We start from the raw sequence: 14,983 nt of genomic DNA, 5'->3' as shown, positions 1-14,983 counted from the left end.
TTTTCGATTTCCGGTAGCCGTTGCACCCCCGCCACAACCGGCCTCCTCACTCCATCGCCAGCAGCACCGCCGAGGCCACGGCGATCAGCCAGACCGCGCCGCTGATCCGCCGCGCCCGGCCGGCGATGAGGTTCACGCCCACGTAGGTGATGAAGCCGAGGCCCATGCCGCTCGCGATGGAGAAGGTGAAGACGACCGCGAGCGCCGTGGCTGCCGCCGGAACCGCCTCGGCCATGTCGTCCCACGGCAGGTCGCGCATGGCGCCGACCATGGCGAGAGCCACCACCAGCAGGGCCGGGGCCGTCGCATAGGCCGGCACCGCCAGCGCCAGCGGCGCGAACACGAGGCAGGCGAGGAACAGCCCCGCCACCACGACCGCGGTAAGCCCGGTGCGCCCACCGGCCTGGATGCCGGCGGCGCTCTCGATATAGGAGGTGATGGTGGAGGTGCCGAGCATGGCCCCGACGATGGCGCTGCCCGAATCGGCGATCAGCACCCGGTCGAGGCGCGGCACCGAGCCGTCCTCCCGCATCAGCTTCGCCCGGTAGAGGGTGGCGATCAGCGTGCCCAGATTGTCCAGCAGGACGATGAGGAACAGGGCCGCGATCACCCCCACCATGCTCAGCCGCAGCACGCCGGCGATGTCGAGCTGGAGGAAGACGGGGGCGAGCGACGGCGGCGCGGAGACGACGCCGGTGAACGTCACGAGGCCGAAGGGCACCCCCGCGAGGGTCGCCGCGGCGATGCCGATGATGATGGCCCCTGGCACCTGCCGCGCCGCAAGGCCCGCCATCAGCAGGAAGCCGCCGCAGGCGATGAGGGTCGCGGGCGCGCGGATGTCGCCGATTCCCACCAGCGTCGCTGCATTGGCGGTGACGAGCCCCATGCCCTTCAGGCCGATCAACGCCAGGAACAGGCCGATGCCCGCGCCCATCCCCAGCTTCAGCGACATGGGGATGGAATTCACCAGCCATTCGCGCACCTTCAGCACGCTGATGACGAGGAAGATGACGCCCGAGACGAACACCGCCCCCAGCGCCTGCTGCCACGGCACGCCCATGCCCTGCACCACGGTGAAGGTGAAGTAGGCGTTGAGCCCCATGGCCGGGGCCAGCGCGATGGGATAGTTGGAGATCAGCCCCATGGCCAGCGAGCCGAAGGCCGCCGCGAGGCAGGTGGCGGTGAAGGCCGCGCCCGCATCGATGCCTGCCGGCGCCAGGATCTGCGGGTTCACCACGATGATGTAGGCCATGGTGAGGAAGGTGGTGACGCCCGCCACCACCTCGGTGGCAACGGAAGTCTTGTTTTCCTCAAGCTTGAAAAGCCGCTCCCCCAAACCGCGCATGCGCCTGCCCCCCCACTAAGCCCTACGCTTCCCGGCGGCGACGTTAACAGCAGATCTCGGACACCGCAGCAGTCAGCGGAAGGCTCCCCCGAGCGTCCGTGACGGTAGCGCGAGCCGGCTTGCGGAACACCGCCAGCTCGACCACGCTGCCACGCCCCACTCCGCCGGAGATTCCCTTGCGCCGCCTGTTGTTCGCCCTCGCCGCGCTCGGCGCGGCCTCGCCAGCCCTCGCCCAGGCCCTGAAGCCGGACGAAGTGCTCAGCTCCATCTCCGTCGCTCCCATCAGCACGCCCAACCCTGTGCTCGGAGCCGACGGGCGGGTGCACCTCGCCTATGAGCTTCTCGTCACCAACCCGAGCAAGCTGTTCGTCACCCTCGACAAGGTGGAGGCGGTGGATCCGCAGAGCGGCCCCGTCTACGGCCTCGACGGCGATGCGCTCGGCGCCATGCTCTCGGCCTATGCGGGCGGCGGGCGCACGGTTCCGCCGGGTGGCTCCGCCGCGGTGTTCCTGGACGTGACCTTCCCGGGCGATGCGAAGCTGCCCGAGCGCGTCCTCGCCCGCGTGCTCGCCACGCGCCACGCCGCCGGGCCCGATGGCAAACCGGTGCCCATGCCGGCGGACGCGCCGCTGCCGACCACCTTCTCCTTCACCGGCGCGCCAAGCGGCATCGGCAAGCCGGCGGTGGTCATCGCCCCGCCGCTGCGCGGCAAGGGGTGGGTGACGATCAACGGCTGCTGCGATTCCATCACCTCCCACCGCGGGGCGATCATGGCGGTGAACGGCCAGCTCCGGGTGCCGGAGCGCTTCGCCATCGACTTCGTGCAGCTCAACGGGGACGACCGTCTCTTCACTGGCGATGTGCACGCGCTGAAGAGCTACGCCTATTTCGGCGCGCCGGTGCATTCCGTCGCCGTCGGCACGGTGGTGAACCTCTATGACGGCACGGGCGAGCAGGTGCCGGGCGGCGCCGCCAAGGGCATCAACCCGGAGAACATCGGCGGCAACATGCTGGTGATCGACATCGGCGGCGGCAACTTCGCCTTCTACGCCCACCTGCAGCCGGGCAGCCTGAAGGTGAAGCTGGGGGACAAGGTGAAGGCGGGCGACGTCATCGGCCTGCTCGGCAACACCGGCAACTCCACCGCGCCACACCTGCACTTCCACGTGATGGACGGCCCCTCCCCGCTCGATGCCAACGGGCTGCCCTACGTCTTCACCGCGTTCCAGAGCCAGGGCGTGGTGCAGATCGACGGCGCGGACTTCTTCGACAAGCCGGTGGCCGCCGCCATCGACCGCCACCGCCTTGACGGCCCCCGGCAGAACGCCTTGCCCCTCAACAACGAGGTGGTGGACTTCGGCCCCTAGCATCGCCGGGGGCCGAGGACCGGAATACGCATGGCCGCTGAGCTTCAGCAGCGTTCCGGCATGCGGGGAAGGGGTACGCTCACAGCACGTGCAGCGATGCCCGCGCCCCGGCCGCCCGGACATGCCAACGTGTCCCGCCCGGGGACCGCGCGGGCCCTCGGGGACCTCACCATCGAACGTGCGCAGATTGTCTTCAGCGGTGGAGTCCGGCGATCCGCAGGATCAAGCCCCGCCTGAGGCCGCGAGCGACAGGGTGATCGAGGCGGACGCTGGGTCGTCGCCCTGGTGAAGGGAAACGCCAGCGGCACCGTAGCCATCCGCACCTTTGGTGGCGACAAGGGCGGCAACTGCGGCATGGGCAGCCAAATTGCCGCCGCGTGGTCCTCCGGCGAGCGGCTTGCCTTCGCCCTAGGCGAGGGCGAAGGCAAGCGCGGACGGCGGATCTTCCGGGCCAGCAACTGCGTCGGGATGCTTTCACATCCCGACGCAGCGCATTTCCCTCAATGCCCCAGCACCGCCAGCAGCAGCAGCGCGACGATGTTGGTGATCTTGATCATGGGGTTCACGGCGGGGCCCGCCGTGTCCTTGTAGGGGTCGCCCACGGTGTCGCCGGTGACCGAGGCCTTGTGGGCCTCCGAGCCCTTGTAGTGGCGCACGCCATCCTTATCCACGAAGCCGTCCTCGAACGACTTCTTGGCATTGTCCCAGGCGCCGCCGCCCGAGGTCATGGAGATGGCAACGAACAGGCCGGTGACGATGACGCCCAGCAGCATGGCGCCCACCGCCGAGAAGGCCGCCGACTTGCCCGCCGCGCCACCGCCCGCCACGAAATAGATGACGAAATAGCAGAAGATGGGCGAGAGCACCGGCAGCAGCGAGGGGATGATCATCTCCTTGATGGCCGCCACCGTCAGCATGTCCACGGCGCGGGAATAGTCCGGCTTTTCCGTGCCGGCCATGATGCCCGGCTTCTCGCGGAACTGCCGCCGCACCTCTTCCACGATGGCGCCGGCCGCGCGGCCCACCGCCGTCATGCCCATGGCGGCGAACAGGAAGGGCAGCAGGCCGCCGAACAGCAGGCCCACCACCACATAGGGGTTCTCCAGCGAGAAATTGGGCGAGACGCTGGAGAAATAGGAGCCCGGCGCCGCCTGGGCGATGAAGTATTTCAGGTCCTGGCTGTAGGCGGCGAACAGCACCAGCGCGCCGAGGCCCGCCGAGCCGATGGCATAGCCCTTGGTGACCGCCTTGGTGGTGTTGCCCACCGCGTCGAGAGCATCGGTGGACTGGCGCACCTCCTTGGGCAGGCCGGCCATCTCGGCGATGCCGCCGGCATTGTCGGTGACCGGGCCGAAGGCGTCGAGCGCGACGATCATGCCGGCCAGGGCCAGCATGGTGGTGGCGGCGATGGCGATGCCGAACAGGCCCGCGAGGCCGTAGGCGAACAGGATGCCGGCGATGATCACCAGGGTCGGCAGCGCCGTCGATTCCAGCGAGACGGCGAGGCCCTGGATGATGTTGGTGCCATGCCCCGTCACCGAAGCCTGGGCGATGGACACCACCGGGCGATAACCGGTGCCGGTGTAATATTCGGTGATCACCACGATGGCGCCCGTCACCGCGAGGCCGACGATGCCGCACAGGAACAGGCTGGTGCCGGTGAAGCTCGCGCCCGCGATGGGCCCGAACCCCGGCAGAAGCCATGTCACCAGCGCCAGAGCGATGATGGAGAAGCCGGCGGTGGCCATCAGACCCTTGTAGAGCGCGCCCATGATGGAGGAGGTCGGCCCCAGCCGCACGAAGAAGGTGCCGGCGATGGAGGTGAGGATGCACGCCCCGCCGATGGCGAGCGGGAAGACCATCATGGTCGCCAGCGAGGCCGGGCTCGCGGCGAAGAAGATGGCGGCGAGCACCATGGTGGCGACCACCGTCACCGCATAGGTCTCGAACAGATCGGCGGCCATGCCGGCGCAATCGCCGACATTGTCGCCCACGTTGTCGGCGATGGTGGCGGGGTTGCGCGGGTCATCCTCGGGGATGCCGGCCTCCACCTTGCCCACCAGGTCGCCGCCCACGTCGGCGCCCTTGGTGAAGATGCCGCCGCCGAGACGGGCGAAGATGGAGATGAGCGAGGCGCCGAAGCCCAAAGCCACCAGCGCGTCCACCACCGTGCGGCTGTTGGGCGCAAAACCCAGCGCGCCGGTGAGGATGAGGAAGTAGACGCTGACCCCGAGCAGGGCGAGGCCTGCCACCAGCAGGCCGGTGACGGCGCCCGCCTTGAAGGCGAGGTCGAGGCCGCCGGCGAGCGAGATGGTGGCCGCCTGCGCGGTGCGCACGTTGGCGCGGACCGACACGTTCATGCCGATGAAGCCGGCAAGGCCCGAAAGGATGGCGCCGAGCGCGAAGCCCACCGCCACGAGCCAGCCGAGGAAGATGCCGACCAGAATGAAGATGACGACGCCCACCACGCCGATGGTGGCGTATTGCCGCTTGAGATAGGCCTGCGCACCCTCCGCGATGGCGGATGCAATCTCCTGCATCCGTGCGGTTCCCGGGTCCGCCTCCATCAGAGACTTAATCGTCCATACGCCGTATGCCACGGCCAGCAGGCCGCAGGCGATGATCAAGACCAAAGCCAGCATCAGTCCCACCCTTTTCGTTTCCTGCCTGTATTTTCTTATGGGGTGAGTGTGAGCGGCGCCGTGATCCACCGCAAGAGGCGTTCTGGTAGGGTCTGGCCGCGCCTGCGACCCACCGTCGCTTACGGGCAGGCCGCGCGGGCCCCAGCCCCGCACTGGCGCACCCGGCGGCGATGTCGGAGTTGATACCGGCACACCGGATATGAGCCGCCGGCCGCGCCTTGCGCAAAGGCCGCCTGCGCCACGGTCACGGTGCGGCCCGCCAAGTCATGCAACACGTTGGCAGGGCGTCGCTCCGGCCCCAGCCGGCGTCGTCCTCGGCATTGCCTTCCATGGCGGTGGGATTGACGGACGGCTCGCACTCCCCTAACGCCTGCGCCCTTCATCCATCTGTGGAAAGAAACCGCGCGCCCATGGCCGAGCCTGCGCAGAAGTCGCCCCGCATTTCCTTCGTCTCCCTTGGCTGCCCCAAGGCGCTGGTGGATTCGGAGCGCATCGTCACGCGCCTGCGGGCCGAAGGCTATGAGCTGACGAAGACCCACCAGGGCGCGGACCTCGTCATCGTCAACACCTGCGGCTTCCTCGACAGCGCCAAGGCCGAGAGCCTCACGGCCATCGGCGACGCGCTGGCGGAGAATGGCAGGGTGGTGGTCACCGGCTGCATGGGCGCCGAGCCCGAGCAGATCCGCGAGGTGCACCCGAGCGTGCTCGCCATCACCGGACCACAGCAATACGAGAGCGTGCTGGCCGCCGTGCACGAGGCGGTGCCACCCGCCCACGACCCGTTCCTCGATCTGGTGCCCGAGCAGGGGGTGAAGCTCACGCCCCGGCACTATGCCTACCTGAAGATCTCCGAGGGCTGCTCCAACCGCTGCACCTTCTGCATCATCCCCAAGCTGCGCGGCGACCTCGTCTCCCGCCCCGCCGCGGACGTGCTGCGCGAGGCCGAGCGGCTGGTGAAGGCGGGGGTGAAGGAGCTGCTGGTCATCTCGCAGGATACCTCCGCCTATGGCGTGGACCTGCGCTACGCCCCGAGCCAGTGGGGCGACAAGGAGGTGGCCGCCCGCTTCCTCGACCTCGCCGGCGCGCTGGGCGATCTCGGCGCCTGGGTGCGGCTGCATTACGTCTACCCCTACCCGCATGTTGATGCGGTGATGGAGCTGATGGCGGCAGGCAAGGTGCTGCCCTATCTCGACATTCCCTTCCAGCACGCGAGCCCGACCGTGCTGAAGCGCATGAAGCGTCCGGCCTCGCAGGAGAAGACACTCAACCGCATCAAGGCGTGGCGCGAGGCGGTGCCGGATCTGACGTTGCGGTCCACCTTCATCGTCGGCTTCCCCGGCGAGACGGAGGCCGAGTTCGAGGAGCTCCTTTCCTTCCTGGAGGAGGCGGAAATCGACCGCGCCGGCTGCTTCAAGTTCGAGCCGGTGCGCGGCGCCGACGCCAACGCCCTTGCCGACCCGGTGCCGGACGAGGTGAAGGCCGAGCGCTACGACCGCTTCATGCGCACCCAGCAGAAGGTCTCGGCGCGCCGGCTGAAGAAGAAGGTGGGCACCCGCCAGCAGGTGATCATCGACGCCGTGACGGCGAACGGTGCCATCGGCCGCACCAAAGGCGACGCGCCGGAGATCGACGGGACGGTGAGCGTGCATTCCCGTCGCCCGCTGCGCGTCGGCGAGATCACCACGGTGAAGATCGAGGGTGCCGGCCCCTACGATCTCGTCGGCACCGCGGTGGGGTTCTAGGCCCCCACCAAGGCACCGTATTCATCCGCCCTGCCCCGTCCGGCGGGACGCGCGTTTCCCGCCGACTCCCAGCGGACGCCACAAACGAAAAACGGCCGGCGAATGCCGGCCGTTTTCATCTGATTTCCTGCGAAGGCTGAAGCGCTCAGCCCTCGTCGTCGTCGTTGTGCTCGGGCGGAACGAGGCCCTGGAGGCCGGCCAGCAGCTCTTCCTCGGTCATGCGGTCGAGCATGACGTCGCTATCGTCGCCGGACAGGCTCTCGCCGGAAGCGATGAGCGGAACCGCCTCGGGCTCGGGCTCGTCCACCTCGGTGTACTTCTGCAGCGAATGGATGAGGTCCTCCTTGAGGTCCTCGGGGCTCACCGTCTCGTCCGCGATCTCGCGCAGGGCCACGACGGGATTCTTGTCGTTGTCGCGATCGATGGTGATCTGCTGGCCCGAGGAGATCATCCGCGCCCGATGGGCAGCGAGGAGGACCAGTTCGAACCGGTTGTCCACCTTGTCGATGCAATCTTCAACCGTGACACGGGCCATGGGCTCGTCACTCCCTAGAGCGCGTGTTGCGCTGGATCATGGACCTGAGAAGAGGCGCCAGATACAGCAATTCACCACAGGGGGCAAGCCTCGCATGCCTTTTTCGCTTGCGTTGGGCGGGCCTTCGTCGGAGAAAGGCACATGGACGACGTGGTTTGCAGCCGTTCTCCGTTACGCCCATTCCATACCACCGGCGGACTTTTTGTATGCAGGGCCTGGAAAAGATCGCTCTTCTGATAGATGGCGCCAATCTCTATTCGGCAACCAAAGCGCTCGGTTTCGACATCGATTACAAGCGGCTCCTCAAGGAGTTCCAGAGCCGCGGCTACCTGTTGCGGGCCTTCTATTACACGACACTGATCGAGGACCAGGAATATTCCTCGATCCGTCCTCTCCTCGACTGGCTCGATTACAACGGTTATTCGGTGGTCACCAAGCTCGCCCGTGAATTCACGGATGCGCAGGGCCGTCGCCGCGTGCGCGGCAACATGGACATCGAGATCGCCGTGGACGCCATGGAGCTGGCGGAGCATGTGGATCACATTGTGCTGTTCTCCGGCGACGGCGACTTCCGCTCCCTGGTGGAGGCGCTCCAGCGCAAGGGCGTGCGCGTGTCGGTGGTGTCCACCATCTCCACCCAGCCGCCGCTGATCGCCGACGACCTGCGCCGCCAGGCGGACGTCTTCATCGACCTCGTAGAGCTGCAGCCCAAGATCGGGCGCGATCCCGCCGAGCGGCAGGGCCGCATGCAGGAGACCCCGCGCTTCCTGGAACGGCGCAACGCTCCGGCGACCGCGAACGACGTCAACGACGCCTGACCGGCCATGGCGCGGACATCCAGGGCGGCGCCGGCATCCGCCGCCGAGCCGGGGCGCGACTGCCCCCTGTGCCCCCGCCTCGTGGAATTCCGCGAGGAATGGCGCGGGGCCGAGCCGTCCTGGCACAATGCCCCGGTGCCGGCCTTCGGGCCGGAGGACGCGCGCCTGCTCATCGTCGGCCTCGCGCCCGGCCTGCGCGGCGCCAACCGCACCGGCCGGCCCTTCACCGGCGATTATGCGGGCGACCTGCTCTACTCCACCCTGCTGAAGTTCGGCTTCGCCACCGGCGGCTATGAGGCCCGGCCCGACGACGGGCTGACGCTCACCGATGCGCGGATCGTCAACGCCGTCCGCTGCGTCCCGCCCCAGAACAAGCCGACGCCGGAGGAAATCCGCACCTGCCGCACCTTCCTTTCCGCCGCCGTGGCGGAGATGCCGCGCCTTTCCGCCATCGTGACGCTGGGCAAGATCGCCCATGATTCCACGCTGGCGGCGCTGGGCGAGCGGGCCTCGCGGCTGAAGTTCGGCCACGGTGTCGCCGGCGAGATCGGCGGCGTGCGGCTGTTCGCGAGCTACCACTGCTCCCGCTACAACACCAATACCGGGGTGCTGACGCCGGCCATGTTCCATGCGGTCTTCGGCGCTGCGCGCAGCTATCTCGACAGCTTGTGAAGGTGCGCCAGCACGTCGGCCGCGTTCCGGTCCGGCGGGAACACCGGATAGAAGACGTGGCTGATCGCCCCTTCCTCGATGATGAGGGTGATCCGCTTCAGGAGCAGCGCCCCCTCCACCGAGAAGGTCGGCAGGCGGATGGCGTGGGTCAGCTCGTGCCGGTGGTCCGAGAGCAGGGGGAACGGCAGGTGCAGCCGCTCCGCCACCTCGCTCTGGTAGGTGGTGTCCTGCAGGGACAGGCCGAAGACATGCTCCACCCCGGCGCCCTTCAGGTCCGCGAAATGATCCCGGAATGCACAGGACTGCGGGGTGCAGCCACGGGCGCCGGGAATCTCGTCCCAGCCGGCGGGCAGTGGCTCGCCCGGCACGCCGGTGCGCGGATAGGCATAGACCACCGTCAGCCCGGACAAGGCTGAGAGATCGATCCGCCGCCCGTCGGTGGCCGGCAGCTCGATGATGGGCAGCTCGAGGCCCGGAAGATGCGAGGCCGCGCCATCGTCCTCCGGCGCGGGGAGGCCATCGGGAAGAGTGTTGTAGGTGGTCATGGCGTCTCCTGCTGCGTGTCGTCGTAGGAGATGAACTCCAGAAGCGAACCGTCCGGATCGCGGAAATAGACGCTGGTGCCCCTGCCCTTCGCCCCGAAGCGCGGCACCGGCCCGAGCTCGGGCGTGATGCCGTGGGCGGCAAGGTGGGCGATGGCCTCGGCGATGGGGCCGGGCCAGCGGAAGCACAGGTCGCTATTGCCGGGCTGCACCGGCAGGCGCGCCACCGGCGCTGCATCGACGCCCGGCCCATGCAGGTTCAGCTGCCGGTCGCCAAAGCGATAGGCGAAGCCGGTTCCCACGCCCACCACCTCCGCCCCGAGCACCGAGGCGTAGAAGGGATTGGAGCGCGCAAAATCGCTCACGTGCACCACGCAATGGTCGAAGGCGATCCTGCCCGCTGCCATGCTGCCGGCCCCCGTTCAGCCCCGGTCGCGCATGAGGCGCGCCTTGTCGCGCGCCCAGTCGCGCTCCTTGGAGGCCTCGCGCTTGTCGTGGGCCTTCTTGCCGCGGGCGAGCGCCAGCTCCACCTTGGCCCGGCCGCGATCGTTGAAATAGATCTTCATGGCCACCACGGTCATGCCCTCGCGCTCCACCGCCTGGCCGAGCTTGGCGATCTGGCGCTTGTGCAGCAGCAGCTTCCGCGGCCGGCGGGTCTCGTGGTTGAAGCGGTTGGCCTCGAGATATTCAGGGATATAGGCGTTGTAGAGCCACATCTCGCCGGCCTTCTGGGCGGCGTAGCTCTCGCCGATGGTGGCCTTGCCGGTGCGCAGGCTCTTCACCTCGGTGCCCGTCAGGCAGATGCCCGCCTCGAAGGTCTCGCCGATCTCGAAATCGAAGCGGGCGCGCCGGTTGTCGGCGGCGATCTTGCGGGGGGCTTCGGTCTTCTTGTTGCTCATGGTTCGGAATGTGGTCTCGGCGCACCGGGGAAGCAAGCCGCCACGGTCAAGGGCGCCAGCGCGCCATGTGGTAGATGCCGAGCACGGTGAGACGGTCGCCCCCCGGCCCGATGCGATTGATGATCTCGGAGGGCCGTCGCCGGACGACCTGCTCGCGGGTGCCCCCTGTCCACATCGCCCCGCATGCGGAGCCATCTGCACAGGGCTTACGCCGGCCGGATGTCCTCCGGGCCCCTGAGGGCGGCGGGATTGCCTGCGGCGATGAAGCCATCAATCCCATCGGCATGGCGACGCCCCGGTGCCGCATCGCGGATCCTCACAACCCGCAGCGCCCCAGGACCGCCGCCACCTCCTCGCTCACGAACTCCATGGCGCCGCCCCCGATGGCTCGGAGCGCCGCTTCATCTGTGCCACCTGCTCCGGCCTCAGCGGATAATCCAGAGCGTCCCGCTCGGCGGCGGGCAGCTTGCGGATCTCCGCGATGGCCTCATCCCGCAGCGTGGTCATTGCCGAAGCATGGCAGGGCCGGCCTCAGTTGATGAGGCCGGCGTGGACCATGGCGCTCTTCACCACGGCGCGGGTGGCCTCGGAGACCGGCACCATGGGCAGGCGGGCCTCCTCGCTCATCTTGCCGAGCAGCGAAAGGGCATACTTGGTGGGAGCGGGGTTGGTCTCCACGAACAGGGCCGTATGCAGCGGCATCAGCTTGTCCTGGATGGCGAGCGCGGCCTTGAAATCACCGGCGAGGCAGGCGGTCTGGAACTCCGAGCACAGGCGCGGGGCGACATTGGAGGCCACCGAGATGCAGCCGTGGCCGCCGTGGGCCATGAAGCCGAGCGCGGTCGCATCCTCGCCGGAGAGCTGGATGAAGTCCGGCCCCAGCACCTGGCGCTGCAGCGAGACACGGGCGAGGTTGGCGGTCGCGTCCTTCACGCCGGCGATGTTCTTGATCTCGAACAGGCGGGCCATGGTCTCGACCGACATGTCGATCACCGAGCGGCTCGGGATGTTGTAGATGAAGATCGGCAGGTCCACCGCATCGGCGATGGCCTTGAAGTGGCGGAAGAGGCCTTCCTGGGTCGGCTTGTTGTAATAGGGCGTCACCACCAGCAGCGCGTTGGCCCCCACCTTCTGGGCGTGCTCGGCGAGGGTCACCGCCTCGGCGGTGTTGTTGGAGCCGGCGCCGGCCATGACCGGGACGCGGCCGGCCGCCTGCTGCACGGTCCACTCCACGACCCGGTTGTGCTCTTCGTGGGAAACGGTCGGGCTCTCGCCGGTGGTGCCGACCGGGACGAGGCCGTGGGTGCCTTCGGCGATCTGCCAGTCGACGAAGGCGCGGAACGCCTTCTCATCCAGCGCGCCGTCGCGAAAGGGGGTGACGAGGGCGGTGAACGAACCGCGGAACGGCGACGGGGACGGAATGGGCGACATGGCGTTGAGGCCTTGCTTCCTGGCTTTTGTCGGTTGGCCGATGACGATCGCGTGAGCGCGATCGTCCGGCGGCTCCTCCGCCCGGACGGCGGGGGGTGCGGACCTGAACCCTTATCCTTTTGCCGGCCGGCCGGAAAGGGGGGAGCAGGATCACGCAGGGATGCGGTCCCACCCGGCCCGCGGCCCTCCGGGCGGTATCGGACACCGGCGCCAAGAGCTTGCGATTGCTGACGACAACCTTCGGTTTCAGCCCCGCTTTCGCCCTCTTCCAACGTCAATCTGGTTAGGGTTTCGTCAACACCGGTGACGGAACATGCGGCCCGAGGGGGAAATCAAACAGTAACCAAGACCCGCCGTGAGGGAGCCAAATGTCGCCTGTCTCGAGCCTGATTTCCGCGAGCGCGCTCGCCATCGCCCTCGCCTGGAGCGGGGCGATCCCGGCTGCCGCGGAAACCGCGCAGACGCCCGCGGCCAAATCCTCCGATTCGAAATCCGCCGCCAAGAAGCCGGATGCGAAGAAGCCGGACGCCAAGAACGCCGATTCCAAGAGCGCCGATTCCAAGAAGGCCGATACGAAAAAGGCGGACGCCAAGAAGACAGACACCAAGAAGACAGACGCGAAGCACGCCGATTCGAAGCCCGTGTCCGCCAAGGACGCGAAGGGCAAGGATGCGAAGGCGGCCGACAAGGGCAAGAGCGCGAAGGACAGCAAGTCCTCCTCGAAGTCGTCCTCCGGCAAGGCCACCACCTCCCGCCCCGCCCCTGTCCAGCCGGCGCCGACCCTGGGCGCCTCCTCGAACATTCCCGGCGGCGACCTCGCGGTGCTGCGCGATGCCGTGCGCGCCGCCAAGAACGGCCGCGCCGGCGAGGCCATGAGCGCCGCCCAGCAGCTCGACGACCCGGCGGCGCGCGCCCTCGTGACCTGGCTCGTCATCCGCCATGCGCCGAACGACCTCGGGTTCGAGACCATCAACGCCTTCCTGAAGGACAAGCCCGGCTGGCCCACGCAGAACACCCTGCGCCGCCGGGCCGAGCGCGTGCTGTTCCAGGAGAACAAGGATCCCGCCAAGACGGCCGCGTTCTTCGCCGAGCAGGGCCCGCTCACCGGCGAGGGCAAGGTCGCGCTCGCCCGCTACCTCATCTCCGTCGGCAACCGCTCGGATGCGGCCGACTGGGTGCGCGAGGCCTATCGCGAGGACGAGCTGAACGAGCTGTTCGAGGAGAAGATCCTCGCCGAGTTCGGCTCCGTCCTCACCCGCGCCGACCACAAGCTCCGCGCCGACCGCTTCAGCTACAAGCCGGACGATGCCCGCGCCCTGCGCGCCGCCGCCCGCGCGGGCTCCGACATCGTGGCCCTCACCAAGGCCCGCATGGCCATCGCCAGGAAGGAGGCGAACGGCGAGAAGCTGCTCGCCCAGGTGCCCTTCACGCTGGCGAACGACCCCGCCTATCTCTTCGCCAAGTCCCAGCTTGCCCGCCGGGCCGACAAGCCGCAGGACGCTGCGCGCGCGCTGCTGGCCGGCGCCGGCAACGACGCCGCCCGCGCGGATCCGGACGAGTGGTGGATCGAGCGCCGGCTCGTCGCCCGCGAGCTGATCGACGAGGGCGATTTCCAGACCGCCTATCGCGTCGCCGCCACCGGCGTGACGCCCAAGGCCGACAACTACCGCGCCGAGCAGCAGTGGACCGCGGGCTGGATCGCCTTGCGCCTCCTGAAGGACCCGCGCACCGCCGCGCAGCATTTCGCCAAGATGGACGACGACCAGAAGCACCCCATCACCCTGTCGCGCGCCTATTACTGGCAGGCGCGGGCGGCGGAGGCGGCGGGCGACGGCGGTCGCGCGCGCCAGGGCTATCAGGCCGCGGCGCATTTCCCCGCCACCTATTACGGCCAGCTCGCGCGCACCAAGCTCGGCATGGCGCCGGTGGCCCTGCCCGGCACGCCGCAGGCCTCGTTCGACAGCCGCGGCACCTTCGCCCGCCTGGAGCCGGTGAAGGCCATCCGCATGCTCTACGCCATCGGCGAGCGCGACATCCCCATCACCATCTATTACGACCTCGCCTGGCGCATGGAGGACCCGGCCCAGCTCGCCATGCTCGCCAACCTCGCCGAGAGCAACGGCGATCCGCGCGGCGCGCTGGTGGTGGGCAAGGAGGGCCTCGCCTCCGGCCACCCGCTGGAGGCGGAGGCGTTCCCCACCTTCGGCCTGCCGGGCTACACCCCCATCGGCTATCCCACCGACAAGGCCGCCATCTATGCGGTGGCGCGGCAGGAGAGCCAGTTCGACGCCCGCATCGTCTCCAGCGCCAAGGCCATGGGCCTGATGCAGGTGACGCCCGCCGCCGGCCGCGAGGTGGCGAAGCAGACCGGCGCGCCTTACAGCGAGGCGCGCCTCATGAGCGACCAGTCCTACAACGTGCAGTTCGGCGCGGCGGAGCTGGGCGAGCTCATCCAGAACTACGGCGGCAACTACGTGCTGGTGTTCGCGGCCTACAATGCCGGCCGCGGCAACGTGGCCAAGTGGATCCAGCGCTACGGCGATCCCCGCGACCCGGACGTGGACGTGGTGGACTGGGTGGAATCCATCCCCTTCTCCGAGACCCGCAATTACGTGCAGCGGGTGATGGAGAACTACCAAGTGTACAAAGTGCGCTTCAACATCTCGTCGAAGCTGCAGATGGAAGCGGACCTGCGCGGCGGCCGCTGAGGCGCGCCGCGGCTTTCCTCCCAGCCTTCCCGAACCGTCATGGCCCTGCGCGTCCGGACACCGGCTGGCGCCGAGTAGCGGCCGGGCCGGAACGCCACTGCGCCCATCCGCTCTCCCCCACGGGGAAAGGGGCCACACTTATGGAGGCTCCTACCGAGGTCCGCCAGCGGACACAGCGATCTCGTGCCCCGGCCGACTGGAGCGAAAAGCGGAAGGAGAGCCGGGGCCCAGCGCAAGGGCGCGCCGAAGGCGGCTTCATCGGAGAACACGATAAGTATCGCC

General features: G+C 68.6%; 13 protein-coding genes. 5 read left to right on the top strand and 8 right to left on the bottom strand.

Features of this window, described 5'->3' with window-relative positions:
• Positions 1-46: 46 nt before the first annotated feature.
• Entirely contained in the window at positions 47-1,336 is a 1,290-nt protein-coding gene (locus tag V5F59_RS09035) for an NCS2 family permease (RefSeq protein ID WP_393981781.1), read from the bottom strand.
• Between the two features lie 185 nt (positions 1,337-1,521).
• On the opposite strand from V5F59_RS09035, the gene V5F59_RS09030 reads away from it, so the two are divergent.
• Positions 1,522-2,712: a M23 family metallopeptidase gene (locus V5F59_RS09030; protein ID WP_393981627.1), complete on the top strand. Its 1,191-nt coding sequence runs from the start codon at positions 1,522-1,524 to the stop codon at positions 2,710-2,712.
• A gap of 500 nt (positions 2,713-3,212) precedes the next feature.
• Here V5F59_RS09030 and V5F59_RS09025 read toward each other — a convergent pair whose 3' ends face one another.
• Positions 3,213-5,354 (bottom strand): sodium-translocating pyrophosphatase, encoded by a 2,142-nt coding sequence (locus tag V5F59_RS09025; protein ID WP_393981629.1) that lies wholly within the window; start codon positions 5,352-5,354, stop codon positions 3,213-3,215.
• 410 nt (positions 5,355-5,764) lie between these two features.
• Between V5F59_RS09025 and rimO the strand changes: the two genes are divergently transcribed.
• Positions 5,765-7,096, top strand: a complete 1,332-nt coding sequence (rimO, locus tag V5F59_RS09020; protein ID WP_393981631.1) for a 30S ribosomal protein S12 methylthiotransferase RimO — start codon at positions 5,765-5,767, stop codon at positions 7,094-7,096.
• A 145-nt stretch (positions 7,097-7,241) separates the two neighbouring features.
• Here rimO and rpoZ read toward each other — a convergent pair whose 3' ends face one another.
• A complete protein-coding gene (gene rpoZ, locus V5F59_RS09015) occupies positions 7,242-7,631 on the bottom strand; it encodes a DNA-directed RNA polymerase subunit omega (RefSeq protein WP_393981633.1) in 390 nt (129 codons plus the stop codon).
• A 206-nt stretch (positions 7,632-7,837) separates the two neighbouring features.
• On the opposite strand from rpoZ, the gene V5F59_RS09010 reads away from it, so the two are divergent.
• Positions 7,838-8,449, top strand: a complete 612-nt coding sequence (locus tag V5F59_RS09010) for a LabA-like NYN domain-containing protein (RefSeq protein ID WP_393981635.1) — start codon at positions 7,838-7,840, stop codon at positions 8,447-8,449.
• Positions 8,450-8,455: 6 nt separating this feature from the next.
• Complete coding sequence (locus V5F59_RS09005; protein ID WP_393981637.1) at positions 8,456-9,121, top strand: uracil-DNA glycosylase; 666 nt, start codon at positions 8,456-8,458, stop codon at positions 9,119-9,121.
• On the opposite strand, the gene V5F59_RS09000 is transcribed toward V5F59_RS09005, so the two are convergent.
• The 5 genes from V5F59_RS09000 to dapA all read right to left on the bottom strand — a co-directional run bounded on the left by V5F59_RS09000 (position 9,103) and on the right by dapA (position 11,993).
• Positions 9,103-9,666: a peroxiredoxin gene (locus tag V5F59_RS09000; protein WP_393981639.1), complete on the bottom strand. Its 564-nt coding sequence runs from the start codon at positions 9,664-9,666 to the stop codon at positions 9,103-9,105. The two genes, V5F59_RS09005 and V5F59_RS09000, sit on opposite strands and share 19 nt — an antisense overlap.
• Entirely contained in the window at positions 9,663-10,070 is a 408-nt protein-coding gene (locus tag V5F59_RS08995) for a VOC family protein (RefSeq protein WP_393981641.1), read from the bottom strand. The genes V5F59_RS09000 and V5F59_RS08995 overlap by 4 nt, the downstream gene beginning before the upstream one ends.
• A gap of 15 nt (positions 10,071-10,085) precedes the next feature.
• Positions 10,086-10,562: an SsrA-binding protein SmpB gene (gene smpB, locus V5F59_RS08990; RefSeq protein ID WP_393981643.1), complete on the bottom strand. Its 477-nt coding sequence runs from the start codon at positions 10,560-10,562 to the stop codon at positions 10,086-10,088.
• Between the two features lie 357 nt (positions 10,563-10,919).
• Positions 10,920-11,069, bottom strand: a complete 150-nt coding sequence (locus V5F59_RS08985; protein ID WP_393981645.1) for a hypothetical protein — start codon at positions 11,067-11,069, stop codon at positions 10,920-10,922.
• A gap of 24 nt (positions 11,070-11,093) precedes the next feature.
• Positions 11,094-11,993, bottom strand: a complete 900-nt coding sequence (gene dapA, locus V5F59_RS08980) for a 4-hydroxy-tetrahydrodipicolinate synthase (RefSeq protein WP_393981647.1) — start codon at positions 11,991-11,993, stop codon at positions 11,094-11,096.
• A 368-nt stretch (positions 11,994-12,361) separates the two neighbouring features.
• Here dapA and V5F59_RS08975 point away from each other — a divergent pair, with 368 nt between their 5' ends.
• Positions 12,362-14,701, top strand: a complete 2,340-nt coding sequence (locus tag V5F59_RS08975; RefSeq protein WP_393981649.1) for a lytic transglycosylase domain-containing protein — start codon at positions 12,362-12,364, stop codon at positions 14,699-14,701.
• The last annotated feature ends 282 nt before the right edge of the window (positions 14,702-14,983 follow it).

Origin of the sequence: Xanthobacter nonsaccharivorans (genome assembly GCF_043194755.2) — a bacterium.
Taxonomy (GTDB): Bacteria; Pseudomonadota; Alphaproteobacteria; order Rhizobiales; family Xanthobacteraceae; genus Xanthobacter; species Xanthobacter autotrophicus_G.
Note: the sequence above shows the minus strand (reverse complement) of the source record. Positions and strands in the feature narration are given on the sequence as shown.

Bases quoted from the DNA above. Each gene is read 5' to 3' on its own strand.
- V5F59_RS09025 (WP_393981629.1), bottom strand. From the start codon at position 5,354: ATGCTGGCTTTGGTCTTGATCATCGCCTGCGGCCTGCTGGCCGTGGCA.
- rimO (WP_393981631.1), top strand. From the start codon at position 5,765: ATGGCCGAGCCTGCGCAGAAGTCGCCCCGCATTTCCTTCGTCTCCCTT.
- rpoZ (WP_393981633.1), bottom strand. From the start codon at position 7,631: ATGGCCCGTGTCACGGTTGAAGATTGCATCGACAAGGTGGACAACCGG.
- V5F59_RS09010 (WP_393981635.1), top strand. From the start codon at position 7,838: ATGCAGGGCCTGGAAAAGATCGCTCTTCTGATAGATGGCGCCAATCTC.
- V5F59_RS09005 (WP_393981637.1), top strand. From the start codon at position 8,456: ATGGCGCGGACATCCAGGGCGGCGCCGGCATCCGCCGCCGAGCCGGGG.
- V5F59_RS09000 (WP_393981639.1), bottom strand. From the start codon at position 9,666: ATGACCACCTACAACACTCTTCCCGATGGCCTCCCCGCGCCGGAGGAC.
- V5F59_RS08995 (WP_393981641.1), bottom strand. From the start codon at position 10,070: ATGGCAGCGGGCAGGATCGCCTTCGACCATTGCGTGGTGCACGTGAGC.
- smpB (WP_393981643.1), bottom strand. From the start codon at position 10,562: ATGAGCAACAAGAAGACCGAAGCCCCCCGCAAGATCGCCGCCGACAAC.
- V5F59_RS08985 (WP_393981645.1), bottom strand. From the start codon at position 11,069: ATGACCACGCTGCGGGATGAGGCCATCGCGGAGATCCGCAAGCTGCCC.
- dapA (WP_393981647.1), bottom strand. From the start codon at position 11,993: ATGTCGCCCATTCCGTCCCCGTCGCCGTTCCGCGGTTCGTTCACCGCC.
- V5F59_RS08975 (WP_393981649.1), top strand. From the start codon at position 12,362: ATGTCGCCTGTCTCGAGCCTGATTTCCGCGAGCGCGCTCGCCATCGCC.